Here is a 16259-nt window from a genome sequence, read left to right as displayed (position 1 = left end):
TTCTACTTCCGGACGACCGATGTGACCGGGGCGATCGCCATGCCGGAAGGCGTCGAGATGGTGATGCCTGGCGACAACATCCAGATGACGGTCAAGCTGATCGCCCCGATCGCCATGGAAGAAGGCCTGCGCTTCGCCATCCGCGAGGGTGGGCGCACCGTCGGCGCCGGCGTCGTGGCCAAGATCATCGAGTAGTTCGGCAAAATCCGGGTGTCGCACCTGCGCCACCCATCGCTCTTTGGAATATGACATGCAAAGCCAAAAAATCCGGATCCGCCTGAAAGCCTTCGACTATCGTCTGATCGATCAGTCAGCCCAGGAGATCGTCGAAACCGCCAAGCGCACCGGAGCCGTTGTCCGCGGCCCGGTGCCGCTGCCGACCCGCATCCAGCGTTTCGATGTCCTTCGCTCGCCACACGTCGACAAGACTTCGCGCGACCAATTCGAAATGCGCACGCACCTGCGACTGATGGATATCATCGACCCGACCGACAAAACGGTCGATGCGTTGATGAAGCTGGACTTGCCTGCAGGCGTCGACGTCGAAATTAAGTTGCAGTAATGCCTTCGGTAGGGCTATAATTACCGGCTTTGGTCGGGCAGGCGTGTGTTGACGCTGCCCGTTTTTGTTGGCAGAACTCGCCGGCCAATCGTAGCCGGTCAGAGGAGAATAAGCATGAGTCTAGGCCTTGTTGGGCGCAAGGTCGGCATGACGCGCATCTTTACCGACGCAGGTGCAAGCGTTCCGGTAACCGTGCTCGATGTGTCGAACAACCGCGTCGCTCAAATCAAGACGCAGCAAAGCGATGGCTATTCTGTCGTTCAGCTGGCTTTTGGCAAGCGGCGCCCGTCCCGCGTAAACAAGCCGCTGGCCGGGCATCTGGCCAAGGCTGGCGTCGAAGCGGGTTACGTCCTGAAAGAGTTCCCGGTATCTGCGGATGAGCTGGCCAACCTGAAGGCCGGCGACCAGATCAGCGTGACCATCTTCGCTGTAGGGCAAAAGGTTGATGTCACCGGTCAGACCATCGGCAAGGGTTTTTCCGGCGCAGTCAAGCGGCACCACTTCTCCTCGCAATGTGCCTCGCATGGCAACTCGGTGTCGCACCAGGCGCTCGGGTCGACCGGTATGGCACAGGACCCCGGGCGGGTTTTCCCGGGCAAGAAGATGGCTGGGCATCTGGGTGCCGTCAAGCGTACCCAGCAAAACCTCGAGATCGTTCGCGTCGACGTGGAGCGCCAGTTGCTGCTGCTCAAAGGCGCGGTCCCCGGCTCCAAGGGATCGGACGTGATTGTGCGTCCTGCAGTCAAGGCGGGGGCATAAATGGAACTTAAACTGATCAACGAGCAGGGCCAGGAAATGAGCCGTTTGCAGGCCCCGGACGCCCTGTTCGATCGCGAATATAACGAAGCGCTAGTGCACCAGGTGCTGGTTGCCTATCAGGCCAATGCGCGCAGCGGCAATCGTGCCCAAAAGGATCGCTCCGATGTTCGGCATACGACCAAGAAGCCCTGGCGCCAAAAGGGGACTGGTCGCGCCCGGGCGGGCATGTCGTCTTCGCCGATCTGGCGTGGCGGCGGTCGTGTCTTCCCGAACTCCTCGGACGAGAAGTTCAGCCAGAAGCTGAACCGCAAGATGTACCGCGCCGGGATGGCGGCGATCCTCTCGCAGCTGGTCCGCGAGGATCGCCTGGCGGTGGTCGACGAGCTGTCGATCGAGGCGCCAAAAACCAAGCTCTTTCTGACCAAGATCAAGAGCATGGGCTTCGAGTCGGTACTGGTGGTTACCGACGAGCTGGAGGAGAACGTCTTTCTCGCTTCGCGCAACGTGCCGAATGTGCTGGTAGTGGAAGTTCAGCAGGCTGATCCGGTGTCGCTGGTCCGCTTCCCGAAGGTGTTGATTACCAGGAACGCGCTCGCCAAGTTTGAGGAGATGCTGGGATGAACCAAGAACGTCTGATGCAGGTATTGCTTGCCCCGCAGATCTCCGAAAAAGCGACCTTTGTCGCCGACAAGTACGAGCAGGTGATCTTTCGCGTGGCGCCAGATGCGACCAAGCCTGAAGTCAAGGGGGCCGTCGAGCTGTTGTTCAAGGTCTCGGTGAAGTCGGTCCAGATTGCCAACGTCAAGGGCAAGCACAAGAAATTTGGCCGCGTCATGGGTCGGCGCAAGAGCTGGAAGAAGGCCTACGTCTGCCTGAACGCTGGCCAGGAAATTAACTTCGTTGATGGGGGAGGCGTCTGATGGCACTCGTCAAAGTCAAGCCGACCTCGCCTGGCCGCCGTGCCGTTATCAAGGTCGTCAATCCAAAGCTCCACAAGGGCGCACCGCTGGCGGCGCTGGTCGAGTCGCAGTCGAAGAACGCTGGCCGCAACAACAACGGCCATATCACGACGCGGCACCAGGGCGGCGGTCACAAGCAGCACTATCGGCTGGTGGACTTCAAGCGCAACAAGGACGGCATCCCGGCCAAGGTCGAGCGGCTTGAGTACGACCCCAACCGGACGGCGAATATCGCTTTGCTCTGCTATGCCGATGGTGAGCGCAGCTACATCATCGCCCCCAAGGGCATCGCCGTCGGTCAGCAGGTCTCCAGTGGCTCCGAGGCGCCGATCAAGGTCGGGAACACCCTGCCAATCCGAAATATTCCGGTCGGGACGACAATCCATTGCGTCGAGATGGTTCCGGGCAAAGGAGCGCAGTTGGCGCGCTCTGCAGGAACATCGGTGCAGTTGCTGGCCCGTGAAGGTGCGCACGCGCAATTGCGGCTGCGTTCCGGCGAGATCCGGCGAGTGCACGTCGAGTGCCGGGCGACGATTGGCGAAGTCGGTAACGAAGAGCATAGCCTGCGCTCGATCGGCAAGGCTGGCGCGAATCGCTGGCGCGGTGTTCGCCCGACGGTTCGTGGCGTGGCCATGAATCCGATCGATCACCCGCACGGTGGGGGCGAAGGCAAGACGGCATCGGGCATGCACCCGGTCAGTCCTTGGGGAACCAAGACCAAAGGTTATCGTACGCGCCGCAACAAGCGCACGACGTCGATGATCGTGCAGCGCCGCAGCAACAAACGCTAGGGGATAGAGAACCATGGGACGTTCCGTCAAAAAGGGCCCGTTTGCCGATGCCCATCTGATCAAGAAAGTGGACGCGGTGCGCGCCACCGGCGACAAGCGGCCGATCAAGACCTGGTCGCGCCGGTCGACCGTCTTGCCGGATTTTGTTGGTCTGACGATCGCCGTTCATAACGGCAAGCAGCACGTTCCGGTGTATGTCACCGAGAACATGGTTGGCCACAAGCTCGGCGAGTTCTCGCTGACCCGCACCTTCAAGGGCCACACCGCCGGCAAGAAGGCGAAGAGGTAAAGGAATGAATATGGAAACTCGTGCTGTTTTGCGCGGCGTGCGCCTGTCGAGCCAGAAGGGTCGGCTGGTGGCCGATCAGATCCGCGGTCTGCCGGTAGACAAGGCGCTCAGTATTCTGTCGTTCAGTCCCAAGAAAGGCGCAGCGATCATCAAGAAAGTGCTCGAGTCGGCGATCGCCAACGCGGAGCATAACGACGGCGCCGACATCGACGAGCTGAAAGTAACGGCCATCTGCGTCGACAAGGGTACCGTGCTCAAGCGCTTCACCGCGAGAGCCAAAGGGCGCGGCAACCGGATCGTCAAGCCGACCTGTCACGTCTTTCTGACCGTCGGCAACTGAGGAACAAGAATGGGACAAAAGATTCACCCTACTGGGTTTCGGCTGGCTGTTACGCGTGACTGGTCGTCGCGTTGGTACGCCAACAAGAAAAACTTTGCTGGCATGCTCAATGAAGACCTCGCGGTTCGCGAGTACCTGAAGAAGAAACTGAAACATGCATCCGTCGGCCGGATTCTTATCGAACGCCCTGCAAAGAACGCGCGCGTGACGATTTTTTCGGCCCGCCCGGGCGTGGTTATCGGCAAGAAGGGCGAGGAAATCGATCAGCTGCGGGGTGCCTTGCAGAAGATCATGGGAGTTCCGGTGCATGTCAGCATCGAAGAGATTCGCAAGCCCGAAATTGACGCGCAGCTGATTGCCGACTCGATTACCCAGCAACTCGAAAAGCGGATCATGTTCCGGCGGGCGATGAAGCGAGCGATGCAGAATGCCATGCGCCTTGGTGCGCAGGGAATCAAGATCATGAGCTCTGGCCGCCTCAACGGTGCCGAGATCGCTCGCCGGGAGTGGTATCGCGAAGGGCGCGTACCACTGCACACGCTACGTGCCGACATCGATTACGCGACATCGAAAGCGTTGACCACCTATGGTCTGATCGGCGTCAAAGTGTGGGTCTTCAAGGGCGAGATCGTGAATCGCCACGATCAACCGGCGGCTTCCCCGGAAGCGGCGGCTGATGAGCAGCTGCGCAGGACGCGCCGGGTTACCCGGACTGGCGAAGGTGCCGACAGGCTGCGTGGCGTAAGGGCCAAAGCCGATGGCCAGGAGGACGCAGGCAAAGTCGATGGGGCAGCCCCGGACGCGAAGGCGCCGGTGAAACGTGTAAGAAAGGCAGGAACGACAGATGCTGCAGCCAGCTAGAAGAAAATACCGCAAGGAACAAAAGGGCCGGAATACCGGCCTGGCGACCCGAGGCGCGAAAGTGAGCTTCGGGGAGTACGGGCTCAAGGCTATTGGTCGTGGGCGGTTGACTGCGCGCCAGATCGAAGCCGCTCGGCGGGCCATGACGCGGCATATCAAGCGCGGTGGCCGGATCTGGATCCGGATTTTTCCGGACAAGCCGATTTCCAAGAAGCCTGCCGAAGTGCGGATGGGAAGCGGCAAGGGCAACCCGGAATACTACGTCGCGGAGATCAAGCCCGGTAAGGTCTTGTACGAGATGGATGGGGTCAACGAGGGCCTGGCGCGTGAGGCCTTTGCGCTGGCTGCCGCCAAGCTGCCAATTCCGACCGTTTTCGTTACGCGTATGGTGGGTTGATCATGAAAGTCAGTGAACTCAGAGCAAAAACGGTCGACGAACTCAACAAGGAATTGATCGACCTGCTGAAGGCCCAATTCGGTCTGCGGATGCAACTTGCGACGCAGCAGTTGACCAACAACAGTCAGATTGGCAAAGTGCGCCGTCAGATCGCGCGCGTGCGCACGCTTCTTCGTGAAAAGGCAGTTCAACAATGAGCGAGACCACAGGCAGCAAGCGTACCCTGGTCGGCCGAGTCGTCAGCGACCGGATGGAAAAGACCGTAACGGTGATGGTCGAGCGCCGTGTCAAGCACGCGATCTACGACAAGATCATCGTGCGTTCGAGCAAGTACCACGCGCACGACGACAGTAACGAAGTGAAGGCCGGTGATCTGGTGGAAATTCAGGAGTCACGTCCCCTCTCCAAGACCAAAGCCTGGGTTGTCACCAAGCTTCTCGAACGCGCGGTTGCAATCTAGAACTTGCTTTATTCAGAAGAGCGGCTATAATGCCGCGTTTCCCCGCGCTCGACTGACTCTCCTTGTTGAGCGTTTCTACCCCTACGGGTTCCAAGACTGACCGCTGCTGCGGGCCAAGTTGGAGTGACAAATGATTCAAGTACAGACAGTTCTCGACGTTGCCGACAATACCGGCGCGCGCTCGGTGATGTGCATCAAGGTCCTGGGCGGCTCCAAACGACGCTACGCTGGCGTCGGCGACATTATCAAGGTCACCATCAAGGATTCCGCGCCGCGTGGACGCGTGAAGAAGGGTGACGTCTATAGCGCGGTGGTGGTGCGCACGGCCAAGGGCGTTCGCCGCATGGACGGCTCGCTAGTCAGGTTCGATCACAACGCCGCGGTGCTCCTGAATAACAAGATGGAGCCAATTGGCACGCGGATCTTTGGGCCGGTGACGCGCGAGCTGCGCGGCGACCGCTTCATGAAGATCGTGTCGCTGGCGCCGGAAGTGCTGTAAGGACGGTCATGGAAAAGATTCGTAAAGGTGATGACGTCGTCGTGATCGCCGGTAAAGACAAGGGCAAGCGGGGGGCGGTACTGCGCCGTGCGGACGCGGAGCACGTCGTGGTCGAGGGCGTTAACCGGGTCAAGAAGCACGTCAAGCCGAACCCGGTCAAGGGTGTGGTTGGCGGCATTGTCGAAAAAGAGATGCCGCTGCACGTATCGAATGTCTCGCTCTACAACCCGGCGACCAGAAAGGCCGATCGTGTCGGCTTCAAGACGCTCGAAGACGGTGTGAAGGTGCGCTTTTTCAAGTCTAACGGCGAAGTGTTGGCCGGCTAAGGAGCAGTCATGGCGCGTTTACTGGATTACTACAAGACCACCGTGGTAGCGGACCTGACCGAAAAGTTCGGCTACAAGTCGAGGATGGAGGTTCCGCGGATCACCAAGGTGACACTGAACATGGGCGTTGGCGAGGCTGTTGCAGACAAGAAGGTGCTGGAAAACGCGATCGGCGACCTGGTCAAGATCGCTGGGCAGAAGCCGGTGACGACCAAGGCCCGTAAGTCGATCGCCGGCTTCAAAATCCGCACCGGATACCCGATCGGCTGCATGGTGACCTTGCGCGGTCCGCGCATGTTCGAGTTCATCGACCGCCTGGTAACGGTGGCGCTACCCAGGGTTCGCGACTTCCGCGGCATTTCCGGCAAGGGTTTCGATGGGCGTGGGAACTACAACATGGGCCTCAAGGAGCAGATTATCTTTCCGGAAATCGAGTACGACAAGATTGACGCGCTGCGCGGCATGAACGTCAGTGTAACGACTACCGCCAAGACCGATCACGAGGCGCGTGCCTTGCTTGGCGCGTTCAAATTCCCCTTCAGGAACTGAGAAGAAATGGCAAAACTCGCTGTGATCAACCGCGGTGAAAAACGGCGCAAGTTGGTTGAAAAGTATGCCAAGAAGCGTGCCCAACTGGTGGCGATGGTTAACGACCAGAGTCTGTCTGTCGAGGAGCGCTTCGAGGCGCGTCTGAAGGTCCAGGCGCTGCCACGCAACTCGAGCCCGGTCAGGCTCCGTAATCGATGCTTGTTGACTGGCCGGCCGCGCGGCGTGTACCGCAAGTTTGGCCTGGGTCGTAGCAAGCTGCGCGATTTCGTGATGCAAGGCGAGGTTCCGGGAATGATCAAGGCTAGCTGGTAGGCAGGAGAGAACATAATGAGTATGAGCGATCCGATCAGCGATATGCTGACACGCATCCGAAATGCCCAGATGGCAAGGAAGGCCTCGGTCGCCATGCCGTCGTCGAAGGTGAAGATTGCCATCGCCCAGGTGCTGAAGGATGAAGGCTATGTGGAGGATTTCGGGGTGTCGCCGAATGACGGCAAACCGGTCCTGGAAATTGGCCTGAAGTACTACGCTGGTCGTCCGGTCATAGAACGGATTGACCGTGTCTCAAGGCCAGGTCTGAGAGTTTATCGGGGCGCCGACAGCATTCCGCCGGTGATGAACGGTCTGGGTGTGGCGATCGTGTCGACACCCAAGGGGGTCATGACTGACCGCAAGGCCCGAGCCAGCCATGTCGGCGGCGAAGTGTTGTGCGTCGTCGCGTAAGGGGTAGCCATGTCGCGCGTTGGAAAGAAACCAATCGTTCTGCCGCAGGGTGTCGCGGTAGATGTCTCGGCGGATTTTATTTCGGTGAAGGGCCCTCTTGGGATGCTGCAGTTCGCCGCGCATCCGGCAGTCGGTGTTGAGCTTGCCGACGATGGTACGGTGCTCTGCAAGCCGACTCCTGGCGTAGCGCAGGCCGACGCTCTATCCGGAACCCTGCGGGCAGTGGTGGCCAATATGGTGACCGGGGTAAGCAGGGGTTTCGAGCGCAAGCTCAACCTCATCGGCGTCGGTTATCGTGCGCAGGCACAGGGGGACACACTCAACCTGACCCTCGGCTTTTCGCATCCGATTGCCTACAAGTTGCCTGCGGGCATTACGGCGACGACCGGAACGCAGACCGAAATCGTTATCAAGGGGGTCGACCGCCAGCTGGTCGGCCAGGTGGCGGCAGAGGTTCGCGCTTATCGCCCACCAGAGCCGTATAAAGGCAAGGGTGTGCGCTATGTCGACGAAATCGTCGTCATCAAGGAAACGAAGAAGAAAAAGTAAGGGTGCTTAGATGATTGACAAGAAACAGGCGCGTTTGCGCAGGGCTCGCAAAACCCGGGCCAAGATTGCCGAACTGAAGTCGGTGCGTCTGTCGGTGCACCGCAGCAACTGCCACATCTACGCACAGGTCATTTCCGCCTGTGGATCCAGGGTCTTGGCCGCCGCTTCGTCGCTGGAGCCGGAAGTGCGCAAGACCTTGCCCAAGGGCGGTGGCGATATTGACGCGGCGAAAACGATCGGTCAGCTGGTCGCCGAGCGCGCCATTAAGGCTGGTGTCGAGCAGGTGGCGTTTGATCGTTCCGGGTTTCAGTACCACGGACGCATCAAGGCGCTGGCGGAGGCCGCTCGTGAGGCCGGCCTCAAGTTCTGACCAGACTGCAAAGAATTGGAGTAATCAATGGCTAAACCGCAAAGCAGAAAACCTCAGCAAGCTGAGAAGCCCGATGACGGCATGCGCGAGAAGATGATTTCGATAAACCGCGTAACGAAGGTAGTCAAGGGTGGTCGGATCCTCGGCTTCGCAGCGCTGACCGTGGTCGGCGACGGCGATGGGCGCGTGGGCATGGGCAAAGGCAAGTCTCGCGAAGTTCCGGTGGCTGTCCAGAAAGCCATGGAAGAAGCTCGTCGCAACCTGATCAAGGTCAGCCTCAAGGACGGGACCTTGCAGCACACGGTTTTCGGACATCATGGTGCGTCCAGAGTGATGATGCAGCCGGCCCCGGAGGGTACGGGGATCATCGCTGGCGGCGCCATGCGAGCGGTATTTGACGTGATCGGGATGACCAACGTCGTCGCCAAGGCGCACGGCTCGACGAACCCCTACAACATTGTCCGGGCGACGATCAACGGGCTGCGCTCGATGACTACACCGGCTGCGATCGCTGCCAAGCGCGGCAAGACCGTGGCCGAGATTCAGGGGTAAGAGATGGTTGAGAAGAAAGTCAAAGTGACGCTCGTCAGGAGCCTGATCGGCACCAAGGAGTCGCATCGCGCGACGGTACGTGGCCTGGGCCTTCGTCGTCTGAATAGTAGCTCGATCCTCGAAGATACTCCGTCGGTTCGCGGAATGATTAACAAGGTCGCCTATCTCTTGAAGTGTGAGGGCTGAGATGGAACTCAATACTGTGCATCCGAGCGATGGCTCGCGCCCTGGCAAGAAGCGCGTTGGCCGCGGTGTCGGCTCGGGCTTCGGCAAGACCTGCGGACGCGGGCACAAGGGACAGAAGTCGCGAGCAGGGGGGTTTCACAAAGTCGGTTTTGAGGGTGGCCAGATGCCACTTCAGCGCCGATTGCCGAAGCGTGGCTTCAAGTCGCTGACTGGCGCACGCAACGTCGAGGTGCGCTTGTCGGACATCGAGCGCCTGCCGGTCGATGAGGTCGACCTGGCAACGCTGCGGCAGGCCAATCTGGTGCCGCAGCAAGTGCTCTCGGCGAAGGTTGTGCTGTCGGGCGAGATCACGCGCAAGGTCGTCCTCAAGGGTGTTGGAGCGACGGCGGGTGCCAAGGCGGCGATCGAAGCCGCTGGCGGCAGCGTGGCCGAATAACGAGTTGGCGGGGGTAATCTTTCTTGGCAACTAGTCCCAGCACGGTCAGCAAAGGCGGGAAGTTCGGCGACCTCAAGCGCCGTCTCTGGTTCCTGCTTGGCGCCTTGGTCGTGTACCGGATCGGGTCGCATATTCCTGTTCCTGGAATCGACTCACAGGTACTCAGCGAACTGTTCGGCAAGCAGCAGGGTGGCATCCTCGGCATGTTCAACATGTTTTCCGGGGGGGCGCTGTCGCGTTTCACGATCTTCGCACTTGGGATCATGCCGTACATTTCCGCCTCGATCATCATGCAATTGATGACTCACGCCAGCCCGCAACTCGAGGCGCTGAAGAAAGAGGGTGAGGCAGGACGGCGTAAGATTACCCAGTACACCCGTTACGGTACGGTCGGCCTGGCCTTGTTCCAGGGGATCGGCATAGCGGTCGCGGTCGAGTCGCAGCCGGGACTGGTGCTCGACCCGGGGATGATGTTTCGTTTCGTGACGGTGATCACGCTGGTCACCGGGACGATGTTCCTGATGTGGCTGGGTGAGCAGGTGACCGAGCGCGGGCTGGGTAACGGCATTTCGATCATCATCTTTGCTGGCATCGCGGCGGGCCTGCCGAATGCGATTGGCGGCCTGCTCGAGCTGGTGCGCACCGGCGCCATGCATCCGCTGACGGCGATCGTGATCAGTGTCCTGGTGGTGCTGGTCACCGCTTTTGTGGTTTTCGTCGAGCGTGGGCAGCGCAAGATCCTGGTCAACTATGCCAAACGTCAGGTCGGGAACAAGGTCTACGGTGGCCAGAGTTCGCACCTGCCGCTGAAGCTGAACATGGCAGGAGTGATCCCGCCAATCTTCGCATCGTCGATCATTCTCTTCCCGGCGACGATTGCCGGGTGGTTTGGATCGAGCGAGTCTGGACGCTGGCTCAAGGACTTGGCGGGAGCGCTTTCGCCGGGGCAGCCGATTTACGTAATGCTGTACGCAGCGGCGATTGTCTTCTTCTGTTTCTTCTACACGGCACTTGTTTTCAACTCGCGTGAGACCGCCGACAACCTGAAGAGGAGTGGGGCCTTCGTGCCCGGGATTCGCCCCGGTGATCAGACGGCTCGCTACATCGACAAGATCTTGATGAGGCTGACCCTGGTTGGCGCATGCTATATCACCATCGTCTGCTTGTTACCGGAGTTCATGATCTTGAAGTGGAACGTGCCGTTCTATTTTGGCGGTACGTCGCTGTTGATCATTGTCGTGGTAACCATGGATTTCATGACCCAGGTGCAGGCGTACACCATGTCGCACCAGTACGAGAGCCTGCTCAAGAAGGCTAACTTCAAAGGCTCCGGGTTACCGGCGAAATAGGATGGCAAAGGAAGACTTGATTGAAATGCAGGGGGAGGTCGTCGAAAACCTCCCGAACGCTACATTCAGGGTAAAGCTCGAGAACGGCCATGTGGTTCTTGGCTTCATCTCCGGCAAGATGCGCATGCACTATATCCGCATCCTGCCGGGGGACAAGGTGACGGTGCAACTGACACCCTACGACCTTAGTCGTGCGCGAATCGTCTTCCGCGCCAAATGAGGAATCTCTACGCAACAATTCGGTGCCGGGCCGGCTGCGCCTCGTGCCGGGGAACCAGGAGTTAACAATGAAAGTGCTGGCCTCTGTGAAGCGCGTCTGCCGTAAGTGCAAGATCATTCGCCGCCACGGGATCGTGCGGGTGATCTGTGCCGATCCACGTCACAAACAGCGTCAAGGTTGATCGCTGTACAAGCCACTCTTGTGGGTTGTCAGTCGGTTGAAGGTATAACTGTAAGTTTCGAATAGTTGGGGTGAATCAATGGCCCGCATCGCAGGCGTAAACCTACCGAACCACCAGCATGCCGAGATCGCGCTCACCGCGATTTATGGTATTGGGCGTCCTCGCGCACAAAAGATTTGTGATGCGGCTGGGGTTTCACGTTCAACAAAAATGAAGGACATGACCGAAGCTGAACTGGAGCGCTTGCGCGACCAGATCGGCAGGTTCTCTGTCGAAGGCGACTTGCGCCGCGAAGTGACGATGAGCATCAAGCGTCTGATGGACCTCGGTTGCTACCGGGGTCTTCGTCACCGCAAGGGCCTTCCTTCGCGTGGTCAGCGTACGAAGACCAATGCGCGCACCCGCAAGGGACCGCGCAAGCCGATCGCCGGCAAGAAATGATTAGTAACTAGGATCTGACTATGGCCAAGACCGCTACAAAAGTTCGCAAGAAAGTCAAGGTAAGAAAGAACGTTGCCGAGGGTGTAGCCCATATCCACGCGTCGTTCAACAACACGATCATCACCATCACCGACCGCCAGGGCAACGCCTTGTCGTGGGCGACATCGGGCGGCGCCGGCTTCAAGGGCTCGCGCAAGAGCACGCCCTTTGCTGCACAGGTGGCGGCGGAAGCGGCCGGCAAGGTGGCTGTCGAGTGCGGTGTCAGAAACCTGGAAGTCCGTATCAAGGGCCCGGGCCCGGGGCGGGAGTCCTCGGTGCGCGCGCTCAATGCGTTGGGCATGAAGATTACGGCGATTACCGACGTCACGCCGATCCCGCACAATGGCTGCCGTCCGCCCAAGAAGCGTCGGATTTAAGGAGAAGAAACAGTGGCTCGCAACCTAGATCCGAAGTGCCGTCAGTGCCGCCGTGAAGGCGAAAAGTTGTTCCTGAAAGGCGAGAAGTGTTTTACCGACAAGTGTGCGATCGAGCGTCGCTCGTACGCGCCGGGGCAGCATGGGCAGAAGTCCGGGCAACGTTTGTCGGACTATGGTGTTCATTTGCGTGAGAAGCAGAAGATCCGCCGTATCTATGGCGTTCTCGAAGGGCAGTTTCGTAAGGTTTACAAAGAAGCCGACCGCCGCCGGGGGGTTACCGGCGAAGTTCTGCTGCAGTTGCTTGAGGCGCGCCTTGACAGTGTTGCGTATCGCATGGGCTTTGCGGCGTCGCGCTCCGAGTCCCGGCAGGTAGTCAGACATAACGGGGTGCTGGTGAATGGTCGGCGGGTCAACATCCCGTCGTATCAGGTGCGCCCTGGCGACGTCGTGGAAGTCTGCGAGAAGGCCAAGGCGCACCTTCGCGTCAAGGCTGCGCTGGCCGCCGCCGAGGCGCGCGGTTTCCCGGAGTGGGTCGAAGTGGACGCAAAGGCCGCGAAGGGGACCTACAAGGCACACCCGGAGCGTAGCGAACTGCCGCCGACGATCAATGAGAGTCTCGTCATCGAACTCTACTCGAAGTAGTAGGCGAGAGGCTTGACGGCATCAGGCAAAGGACAGTACATGCAAAGCAGTGGACTATATAAACCGCGCATCATCGATGTGCAGAGCTTGTCGTCGGTGCATGCGCGAGTGGTTATGGAGCCGTTTGAACGCGGCTATGGGCACACTCTCGGCAATGCCCTGCGGCGTATTCTTCTGTCATCAATGCCGGGTTACGCACTGACCGAGGTCAGCATCGACGGCGTACTCCACGAGTACTCGACAATCGATGGCGCACAGGAGGATGTGGTTGATATCCTCCTGAACCTCAAGGGCGTGGTCTTCAAGCTCCACAATCGGGAAGAGGTCGTGCTGCGCCTTGCCAAGGAAGGCAAGGGGATTGTCCGGGCGGCGGATATCGAGGTCTCTCATGACGTCGAGATCATCAACCCGGAGCACGTGATTGCGCACCTCTCCGCTGGCGGCAAGCTGGCGATGGAGATGAAGGTCGAGAAGTCGCTGGGCTACGTCGCCGGTAATCTTCGTGAACTGGGCGAGGCCGGCAAGACCATCGGCAAGCTGGTTCTCGACGCATCGTTCAGCCCGGTCCGTCGGGTGAGCTATACAGTCGAGAGCGCGCGCGTCGAACAGCGCACCGACCTCGACAAGCTGATCATGGAAATCGAGACCAACGGCGCGATCGAGCCTGAGGAGGCGATCCGCACCGCGGCGCGCATTCTGATGGAGCAGCTTTCGGTTTTCGCCGATCTGGCCGGTACGGCGATGCCCGTCGAGTACCACAAGACGGTACAGGTCGATCCCTTGCTGCTCCGGCCAGTCGACGATCTGGAGCTGACGGTTCGTTCTGCGAACTGTCTGAAAGCGGAGAACATCTACTACATCGGCGACCTGATTCAGCGAACCGAGAACGAGCTGCTGAAAACGCCGAATCTCGGTCGCAAGTCGCTTAACGAAATCAAGGAAGTGCTGGCCGCGCGTGGCCTGACACTGGGCATGAAGCTCGACAACTGGCCGCCGGCCGGGCTCGAGAAATAGGCTGCTGGCAAAGAACAGGAAGGAATAGATATGCGTCACCGTTTGGGTCTCCGCAAACTGAATCGTACCAGCTCCCATCGTCTGGCGATGTTGCGCAATATGACCGTTTCGCTGTTGCGGGAAGAAGTCATCAAGACGACCCTGCCGAAGGCCAAGGAACTGCGCCGTGTGATCGAGCCGATCATTACCCTCGGGAAGAAGCCGAATCTTGCCAACCGCCGGCTGGCTTTTGATCGTCTGCGGGATCGTGACATGGTGGTCAAGGTGTTCGACGAACTCGGGCCGCGCTATGCGACCCGCAATGGTGGTTACCTGCGGATTCTGAAGTGTGGATTCCGCGTCGGCGACAATGCGCCGATGGCGTTCGTCGAGTTGATGGATCGACCCGATACCGGCACCAATCCTGTCACCTAGGGGTCGCTATCGACAAAGTGCACGCCCTGGCGTGCGCTAGAAGCAAGAAGCCAGGCTTAGCCTGGCTTTTTTCTTGGTGTGCCCGGCCTCTGGGGCGGTCGCTTGCCTCGACTCTCTGGTCAGGTTTTCCGTACAGGGCGAAATGACCGCCTCGATCCGTTCGGTAGTTCACCGGTCCACATCGAGTCACCGTTGTTCGTGACCAACCAGGCGCTCACCCGAGTTCGATCGCAGTGGGCCCAGACAACCTGATCTCGGCGCCATGACGGTTGCACGATTGTGGTGGCGAATCAACATTCGTTCATAAGGTTAGCGCGCCGATAAAGCACTGGCGCGGGTTTGTGCCGAGGGGCGTGTCGGATATTGCGAAGATACTGAGCGAGGCGGATAGTAGGGCTTTTTGCCCGGCGCCACGCCGATCTTGCGGGAGAATCCGATGCCCCAACTGCTGTTGCCGATCTTTCCTGATGCCGTGACGCCGATCAAGGAACTGCTGTCTGTCGGGAAGCAGGACGGGCAAGTCGTGTATTTTCATGGCCTCCTACCGGTGTTCAGTCATGCGGAGGAGGATTTGGCGACGTTCCGGATGATTACGGCGCAGTTTATCGCGCAGGGTCATCTGCGGGTGGTGGACGTGTCGCGCGCCTTCGGGGTGCCCGCGTTGAGTGTCAAGCGTGCGTTGAAGCGCTATCGGCAAGAGGGGCCGAAAGGGTTCTATGTTCCGCCGCGGCGCCGTGGTCCGGCGGTGCTGACGGCAGGGGTGTTGAAGCAGGCGCAGGTCCTGCTGGACGACGGACAGGCGGTATCGAGAGTCGCGACAGAGTTGGGGATCAAGAGCGACACCCTGTCGAAAGCGGTGCGTGCTGGACGGCTGCGTGTTCCGGCGGCGAAAGGGACATGCGCGGTCGTATCGAGCACCAAGAGCGAGCGGAGCGCGCTCGACAGCGCTGCCCCGATGGGGGTTGGGGCAAGCCACGTGGAAGCCCGGGTGGCGGCCAGCGTGGGCGGGCTGAATGCGGTCGCTCCCCAGTTCCAGGCGGCCGTCGACGTGCCGCGGGGAGGGGTGCTGTTTGCGCTGCCCGCCTTATTGGCAGTTGGACTGCTCGAAGGATGTGAGGAACTGACGCTGCCACCGGGTTACTACGGGATCGACAGTCTGTTGATGTTGATCGCCTTCATGGCCCTGGCGCGACTGGAATCGGTCGAGTCCCTGCGCACGTGCGCGCCTGGCGAGTGGGGCAAGCTACTGGGTCTGGATCGGATTCCCGAAGTGCGCACCCTGCGCGAGAAGATTGGGCTCCTGAGCCAGGACGATCATGCCGAAAAATGGAGCGCCGACCTGTGTCGGCGCTGGATGGCGGCGGCGCCGGAACAAGCAGGCATCCTCTACGTCGACGCGCATGTGCGGGTGTATTACGGCGAACAGACCAAGCTGCCGCGCCACTACGTCGCGCGGCAACGGCTGTGCCAGCGGGCGACCGCGGATTACTGGGTCAACGCGATCGATGGGCAGCCCTTCTTTCGGGTCACACAATCCGTCGATCCGGGCCTGATCAAGGTTCTTGAAGGCGAGATCCTGCCTCGCCTGGAACGGGACATCCCGGGCCAGCCGAGCGCCGAAGTGCTCGCGGCCGAACCGTTGCGCCATCGCTTCACTCTGGTTTTCGATCGCGAAGGCTATAGCCCGGAGTTGTTCAAACGCCTGAAGGCACGTCGCGTGGCCTGTCTCTCCTATCGAAAGTACCCCGGCGATGATTGGTCACCCGAGGAATTCGTCGACGGAACGATTGCGCTGCGCAGCGGTGAGCGGGTCCGTATGCGACTCGCCGAACGGGGAACGCTGCTCGGCGGCTGTCAATTTGCGGCACATTAAGGCCAGCGAATCGCGGCGTAATGCGGCCAGGAGAAGTGGCTGTTTTAGCGGTTTCGGACGGGTCGGTTTTACGCCGTTTTTAGGCTTCTTGCAACGTGGCA

General features: G+C 59.9%; 30 protein-coding genes and 1 pseudogene. All 31 read left to right on the top strand.

Going from position 1 to position 16259, the window contains the following annotated elements; translation table 11 throughout:
- Window positions 1–195 (top strand): annotated as a pseudogene (tuf, locus tag Q1L50_RS16350) (elongation factor Tu); the annotation flags it as partial.
- A 55-nt stretch (window positions 196–250) separates the two neighbouring features.
- Window positions 251–562: a 30S ribosomal protein S10 gene (gene rpsJ, locus Q1L50_RS16345; protein ID WP_042333101.1), complete on the top strand. Its 312-nt coding sequence runs from the start codon at window positions 251–253 to the stop codon at window positions 560–562.
- Between the two features lie 114 nt (window positions 563–676).
- A complete protein-coding gene (gene rplC, locus Q1L50_RS16340) occupies window positions 677–1321 on the top strand; it encodes a 50S ribosomal protein L3 (RefSeq protein WP_300340688.1) in 645 nt (214 codons plus the stop codon).
- The gene (gene rplD, locus Q1L50_RS16335) at window positions 1322–1942 is read left to right on the top strand and encodes a 50S ribosomal protein L4 (protein WP_300340686.1); all 621 of its coding nucleotides are present in this window, start codon (window positions 1322–1324) and stop codon (window positions 1940–1942) included. It abuts the gene before it with no gap.
- Entirely contained in the window at window positions 1939–2241 is a 303-nt protein-coding gene (gene rplW / locus Q1L50_RS16330) for a 50S ribosomal protein L23 (protein ID WP_300340685.1), read from the top strand. Before rplD ends, rplW begins: the two co-directional genes overlap by 4 nt.
- A complete protein-coding gene (gene rplB, locus Q1L50_RS16325; protein WP_300340683.1) occupies window positions 2241–3071 on the top strand; it encodes a 50S ribosomal protein L2 in 831 nt (276 codons plus the stop codon). The genes rplW and rplB overlap by 1 nt, the downstream gene beginning before the upstream one ends.
- A 13-nt stretch (window positions 3072–3084) precedes the next feature.
- A complete protein-coding gene (gene rpsS / locus Q1L50_RS16320) occupies window positions 3085–3360 on the top strand; it encodes a 30S ribosomal protein S19 (protein WP_042333105.1) in 276 nt (91 codons plus the stop codon).
- Window positions 3361–3370: 10 nt separating this feature from the next.
- Window positions 3371–3700 (top strand): 50S ribosomal protein L22, encoded by a 330-nt coding sequence (gene rplV, locus Q1L50_RS16315; protein ID WP_300340694.1) that lies wholly within the window; start codon window positions 3371–3373, stop codon window positions 3698–3700.
- A gap of 9 nt (window positions 3701–3709) precedes the next feature.
- Window positions 3710–4561, top strand: a complete 852-nt coding sequence (gene rpsC / locus Q1L50_RS16310) for a 30S ribosomal protein S3 (protein ID WP_300340681.1) — start codon at window positions 3710–3712, stop codon at window positions 4559–4561.
- Window positions 4545–4958 (top strand): 50S ribosomal protein L16, encoded by a 414-nt coding sequence (gene rplP, locus Q1L50_RS16305; protein WP_300340679.1) that lies wholly within the window; start codon window positions 4545–4547, stop codon window positions 4956–4958. Before rpsC ends, rplP begins: the two co-directional genes overlap by 17 nt.
- A gap of 2 nt (window positions 4959–4960) precedes the next feature.
- Entirely contained in the window at window positions 4961–5155 is a 195-nt protein-coding gene (rpmC, locus tag Q1L50_RS16300) for a 50S ribosomal protein L29 (RefSeq protein WP_300340676.1), read from the top strand.
- The gene (gene rpsQ / locus Q1L50_RS16295) at window positions 5152–5418 is read left to right on the top strand and encodes a 30S ribosomal protein S17 (protein ID WP_300340674.1); all 267 of its coding nucleotides are present in this window, start codon (window positions 5152–5154) and stop codon (window positions 5416–5418) included. Before rpmC ends, rpsQ begins: the two co-directional genes overlap by 4 nt.
- Before the next feature lie 130 nt (window positions 5419–5548).
- Window positions 5549–5917, top strand: a complete 369-nt coding sequence (gene rplN, locus Q1L50_RS16290; RefSeq protein WP_295485784.1) for a 50S ribosomal protein L14 — start codon at window positions 5549–5551, stop codon at window positions 5915–5917.
- 8 nt (window positions 5918–5925) lie between these two features.
- The gene (gene rplX, locus Q1L50_RS16285) at window positions 5926–6243 is read left to right on the top strand and encodes a 50S ribosomal protein L24 (protein ID WP_300340670.1); all 318 of its coding nucleotides are present in this window, start codon (window positions 5926–5928) and stop codon (window positions 6241–6243) included.
- A gap of 9 nt (window positions 6244–6252) precedes the next feature.
- On the top strand, window positions 6253–6792 hold the full coding sequence (gene rplE / locus Q1L50_RS16280; protein WP_300340667.1) for a 50S ribosomal protein L5: 540 nt from the start codon (window positions 6253–6255) through the stop codon (window positions 6790–6792).
- Window positions 6793–6798: 6 nt separating this feature from the next.
- Window positions 6799–7104, top strand: a complete 306-nt coding sequence (rpsN, locus tag Q1L50_RS16275) for a 30S ribosomal protein S14 (RefSeq protein WP_300340664.1) — start codon at window positions 6799–6801, stop codon at window positions 7102–7104.
- Window positions 7105–7119: 15 nt separating this feature from the next.
- Window positions 7120–7515 (top strand): 30S ribosomal protein S8, encoded by a 396-nt coding sequence (rpsH, locus tag Q1L50_RS16270; protein WP_300340661.1) that lies wholly within the window; start codon window positions 7120–7122, stop codon window positions 7513–7515.
- Window positions 7516–7524: 9 nt separating this feature from the next.
- Window positions 7525–8064, top strand: coding sequence for a 50S ribosomal protein L6 (gene rplF, locus Q1L50_RS16265; RefSeq protein WP_300340658.1), 540 nt, complete (start codon window positions 7525–7527; stop codon window positions 8062–8064).
- A gap of 13 nt (window positions 8065–8077) precedes the next feature.
- Window positions 8078–8434, top strand: coding sequence for a 50S ribosomal protein L18 (gene rplR, locus Q1L50_RS16260; protein WP_300340691.1), 357 nt, complete (start codon window positions 8078–8080; stop codon window positions 8432–8434).
- 27 nt (window positions 8435–8461) lie between these two features.
- Window positions 8462–8986: a 30S ribosomal protein S5 gene (rpsE, locus tag Q1L50_RS16255; protein WP_300340656.1), complete on the top strand. Its 525-nt coding sequence runs from the start codon at window positions 8462–8464 to the stop codon at window positions 8984–8986.
- Window positions 8987–8989: 3 nt separating this feature from the next.
- Window positions 8990–9172 carry a 50S ribosomal protein L30 gene (gene rpmD, locus Q1L50_RS16250; RefSeq protein ID WP_300340653.1) on the top strand — a complete coding sequence of 61 codons (183 nt, stop codon included), beginning with the start codon at window positions 8990–8992 and terminating at the stop codon, window positions 9170–9172.
- Window position 9173: 1 nt separating this feature from the next.
- On the top strand, window positions 9174–9608 hold the full coding sequence (rplO, locus tag Q1L50_RS16245; protein ID WP_300340650.1) for a 50S ribosomal protein L15: 435 nt from the start codon (window positions 9174–9176) through the stop codon (window positions 9606–9608).
- 23 nt (window positions 9609–9631) lie between these two features.
- Window positions 9632–10957: a preprotein translocase subunit SecY gene (gene secY, locus Q1L50_RS16240; RefSeq protein WP_300340648.1), complete on the top strand. Its 1326-nt coding sequence runs from the start codon at window positions 9632–9634 to the stop codon at window positions 10955–10957.
- Between the two features lies 1 nt (window position 10958).
- On the top strand, window positions 10959–11177 hold the full coding sequence (infA, locus tag Q1L50_RS16235) for a translation initiation factor IF-1 (protein ID WP_018055416.1): 219 nt from the start codon (window positions 10959–10961) through the stop codon (window positions 11175–11177).
- A gap of 67 nt (window positions 11178–11244) precedes the next feature.
- Window positions 11245–11358 carry a 50S ribosomal protein L36 gene (rpmJ, locus tag Q1L50_RS16230; protein WP_300340645.1) on the top strand — a complete coding sequence of 38 codons (114 nt, stop codon included), beginning with the start codon at window positions 11245–11247 and terminating at the stop codon, window positions 11356–11358.
- 78 nt (window positions 11359–11436) lie between these two features.
- Window positions 11437–11799, top strand: a complete 363-nt coding sequence (rpsM, locus tag Q1L50_RS16225) for a 30S ribosomal protein S13 (RefSeq protein WP_300340643.1) — start codon at window positions 11437–11439, stop codon at window positions 11797–11799.
- Window positions 11800–11819: 20 nt separating this feature from the next.
- Window positions 11820–12215 carry a 30S ribosomal protein S11 gene (rpsK, locus tag Q1L50_RS16220; RefSeq protein ID WP_300340641.1) on the top strand — a complete coding sequence of 132 codons (396 nt, stop codon included), beginning with the start codon at window positions 11820–11822 and terminating at the stop codon, window positions 12213–12215.
- A 12-nt stretch (window positions 12216–12227) separates the two neighbouring features.
- Window positions 12228–12857: a 30S ribosomal protein S4 gene (gene rpsD / locus Q1L50_RS16215; RefSeq protein ID WP_300340639.1), complete on the top strand. Its 630-nt coding sequence runs from the start codon at window positions 12228–12230 to the stop codon at window positions 12855–12857.
- 39 nt (window positions 12858–12896) lie between these two features.
- Window positions 12897–13871: a DNA-directed RNA polymerase subunit alpha gene (rpoA, locus tag Q1L50_RS16210; protein WP_300340636.1), complete on the top strand. Its 975-nt coding sequence runs from the start codon at window positions 12897–12899 to the stop codon at window positions 13869–13871.
- A gap of 30 nt (window positions 13872–13901) precedes the next feature.
- Complete coding sequence (gene rplQ / locus Q1L50_RS16205; protein WP_300340633.1) at window positions 13902–14285, top strand: 50S ribosomal protein L17; 384 nt, start codon at window positions 13902–13904, stop codon at window positions 14283–14285.
- A gap of 400 nt (window positions 14286–14685) precedes the next feature.
- On the top strand, window positions 14686–16158 hold the full coding sequence (locus Q1L50_RS16200) for a helix-turn-helix domain-containing protein (RefSeq protein ID WP_300340630.1): 1473 nt from the start codon (window positions 14686–14688) through the stop codon (window positions 16156–16158).
- The last annotated feature ends 101 nt before the right edge of the window (window positions 16159–16259 follow it).

Origin of the sequence: Accumulibacter sp. (genome assembly GCF_029255145.1) — a bacterium.
In the GTDB taxonomy this organism is placed as follows: Bacteria; Pseudomonadota; Gammaproteobacteria; order Burkholderiales; family Rhodocyclaceae; genus Accumulibacter.
Note: the sequence above shows the minus strand (reverse complement) of the source record. Positions and strands in the feature narration are given on the sequence as shown.

What these genes read in the sequence shown, in the direction of transcription:
- rpsC (WP_300340681.1), top strand. Translation starts at nt 3,710, where the DNA reads ATGGGACAAAAGATTCACCCTACTGGGTTTCGGCTGGCTGTTACGCGT.
- rpsM (WP_300340643.1), top strand. Translation starts at nt 11,437, where the DNA reads ATGGCCCGCATCGCAGGCGTAAACCTACCGAACCACCAGCATGCCGAG.
- rplW (WP_300340685.1), top strand. Translation starts at nt 1,939, where the DNA reads ATGAACCAAGAACGTCTGATGCAGGTATTGCTTGCCCCGCAGATCTCC.
- rplF (WP_300340658.1), top strand. Translation starts at nt 7,525, where the DNA reads ATGTCGCGCGTTGGAAAGAAACCAATCGTTCTGCCGCAGGGTGTCGCG.
- rplC (WP_300340688.1), top strand. Translation starts at nt 677, where the DNA reads ATGAGTCTAGGCCTTGTTGGGCGCAAGGTCGGCATGACGCGCATCTTT.
- rpsQ (WP_300340674.1), top strand. Translation starts at nt 5,152, where the DNA reads ATGAGCGAGACCACAGGCAGCAAGCGTACCCTGGTCGGCCGAGTCGTC.
- rplO (WP_300340650.1), top strand. Translation starts at nt 9,174, where the DNA reads ATGGAACTCAATACTGTGCATCCGAGCGATGGCTCGCGCCCTGGCAAG.
- rpoA (WP_300340636.1), top strand. Translation starts at nt 12,897, where the DNA reads ATGCAAAGCAGTGGACTATATAAACCGCGCATCATCGATGTGCAGAGC.
- rplQ (WP_300340633.1), top strand. Translation starts at nt 13,902, where the DNA reads ATGCGTCACCGTTTGGGTCTCCGCAAACTGAATCGTACCAGCTCCCAT.
- rplX (WP_300340670.1), top strand. Translation starts at nt 5,926, where the DNA reads ATGGAAAAGATTCGTAAAGGTGATGACGTCGTCGTGATCGCCGGTAAA.
- rplE (WP_300340667.1), top strand. Translation starts at nt 6,253, where the DNA reads ATGGCGCGTTTACTGGATTACTACAAGACCACCGTGGTAGCGGACCTG.
- rpmD (WP_300340653.1), top strand. Translation starts at nt 8,990, where the DNA reads ATGGTTGAGAAGAAAGTCAAAGTGACGCTCGTCAGGAGCCTGATCGGC.
- rpmC (WP_300340676.1), top strand. Translation starts at nt 4,961, where the DNA reads ATGAAAGTCAGTGAACTCAGAGCAAAAACGGTCGACGAACTCAACAAG.
- rplP (WP_300340679.1), top strand. Translation starts at nt 4,545, where the DNA reads ATGCTGCAGCCAGCTAGAAGAAAATACCGCAAGGAACAAAAGGGCCGG.
- rpmJ (WP_300340645.1), top strand. Translation starts at nt 11,245, where the DNA reads ATGAAAGTGCTGGCCTCTGTGAAGCGCGTCTGCCGTAAGTGCAAGATC.
- rpsH (WP_300340661.1), top strand. Translation starts at nt 7,120, where the DNA reads ATGAGTATGAGCGATCCGATCAGCGATATGCTGACACGCATCCGAAAT.
- rpsK (WP_300340641.1), top strand. Translation starts at nt 11,820, where the DNA reads ATGGCCAAGACCGCTACAAAAGTTCGCAAGAAAGTCAAGGTAAGAAAG.
- rplV (WP_300340694.1), top strand. Translation starts at nt 3,371, where the DNA reads ATGGAAACTCGTGCTGTTTTGCGCGGCGTGCGCCTGTCGAGCCAGAAG.
- rpsN (WP_300340664.1), top strand. Translation starts at nt 6,799, where the DNA reads ATGGCAAAACTCGCTGTGATCAACCGCGGTGAAAAACGGCGCAAGTTG.
- rplB (WP_300340683.1), top strand. Translation starts at nt 2,241, where the DNA reads ATGGCACTCGTCAAAGTCAAGCCGACCTCGCCTGGCCGCCGTGCCGTT.
- infA (WP_018055416.1), top strand. Translation starts at nt 10,959, where the DNA reads ATGGCAAAGGAAGACTTGATTGAAATGCAGGGGGAGGTCGTCGAAAAC.
- rpsE (WP_300340656.1), top strand. Translation starts at nt 8,462, where the DNA reads ATGGCTAAACCGCAAAGCAGAAAACCTCAGCAAGCTGAGAAGCCCGAT.
- rpsS (WP_042333105.1), top strand. Translation starts at nt 3,085, where the DNA reads ATGGGACGTTCCGTCAAAAAGGGCCCGTTTGCCGATGCCCATCTGATC.
- rpsJ (WP_042333101.1), top strand. Translation starts at nt 251, where the DNA reads ATGCAAAGCCAAAAAATCCGGATCCGCCTGAAAGCCTTCGACTATCGT.
- rplN (WP_295485784.1), top strand. Translation starts at nt 5,549, where the DNA reads ATGATTCAAGTACAGACAGTTCTCGACGTTGCCGACAATACCGGCGCG.
- rplD (WP_300340686.1), top strand. Translation starts at nt 1,322, where the DNA reads ATGGAACTTAAACTGATCAACGAGCAGGGCCAGGAAATGAGCCGTTTG.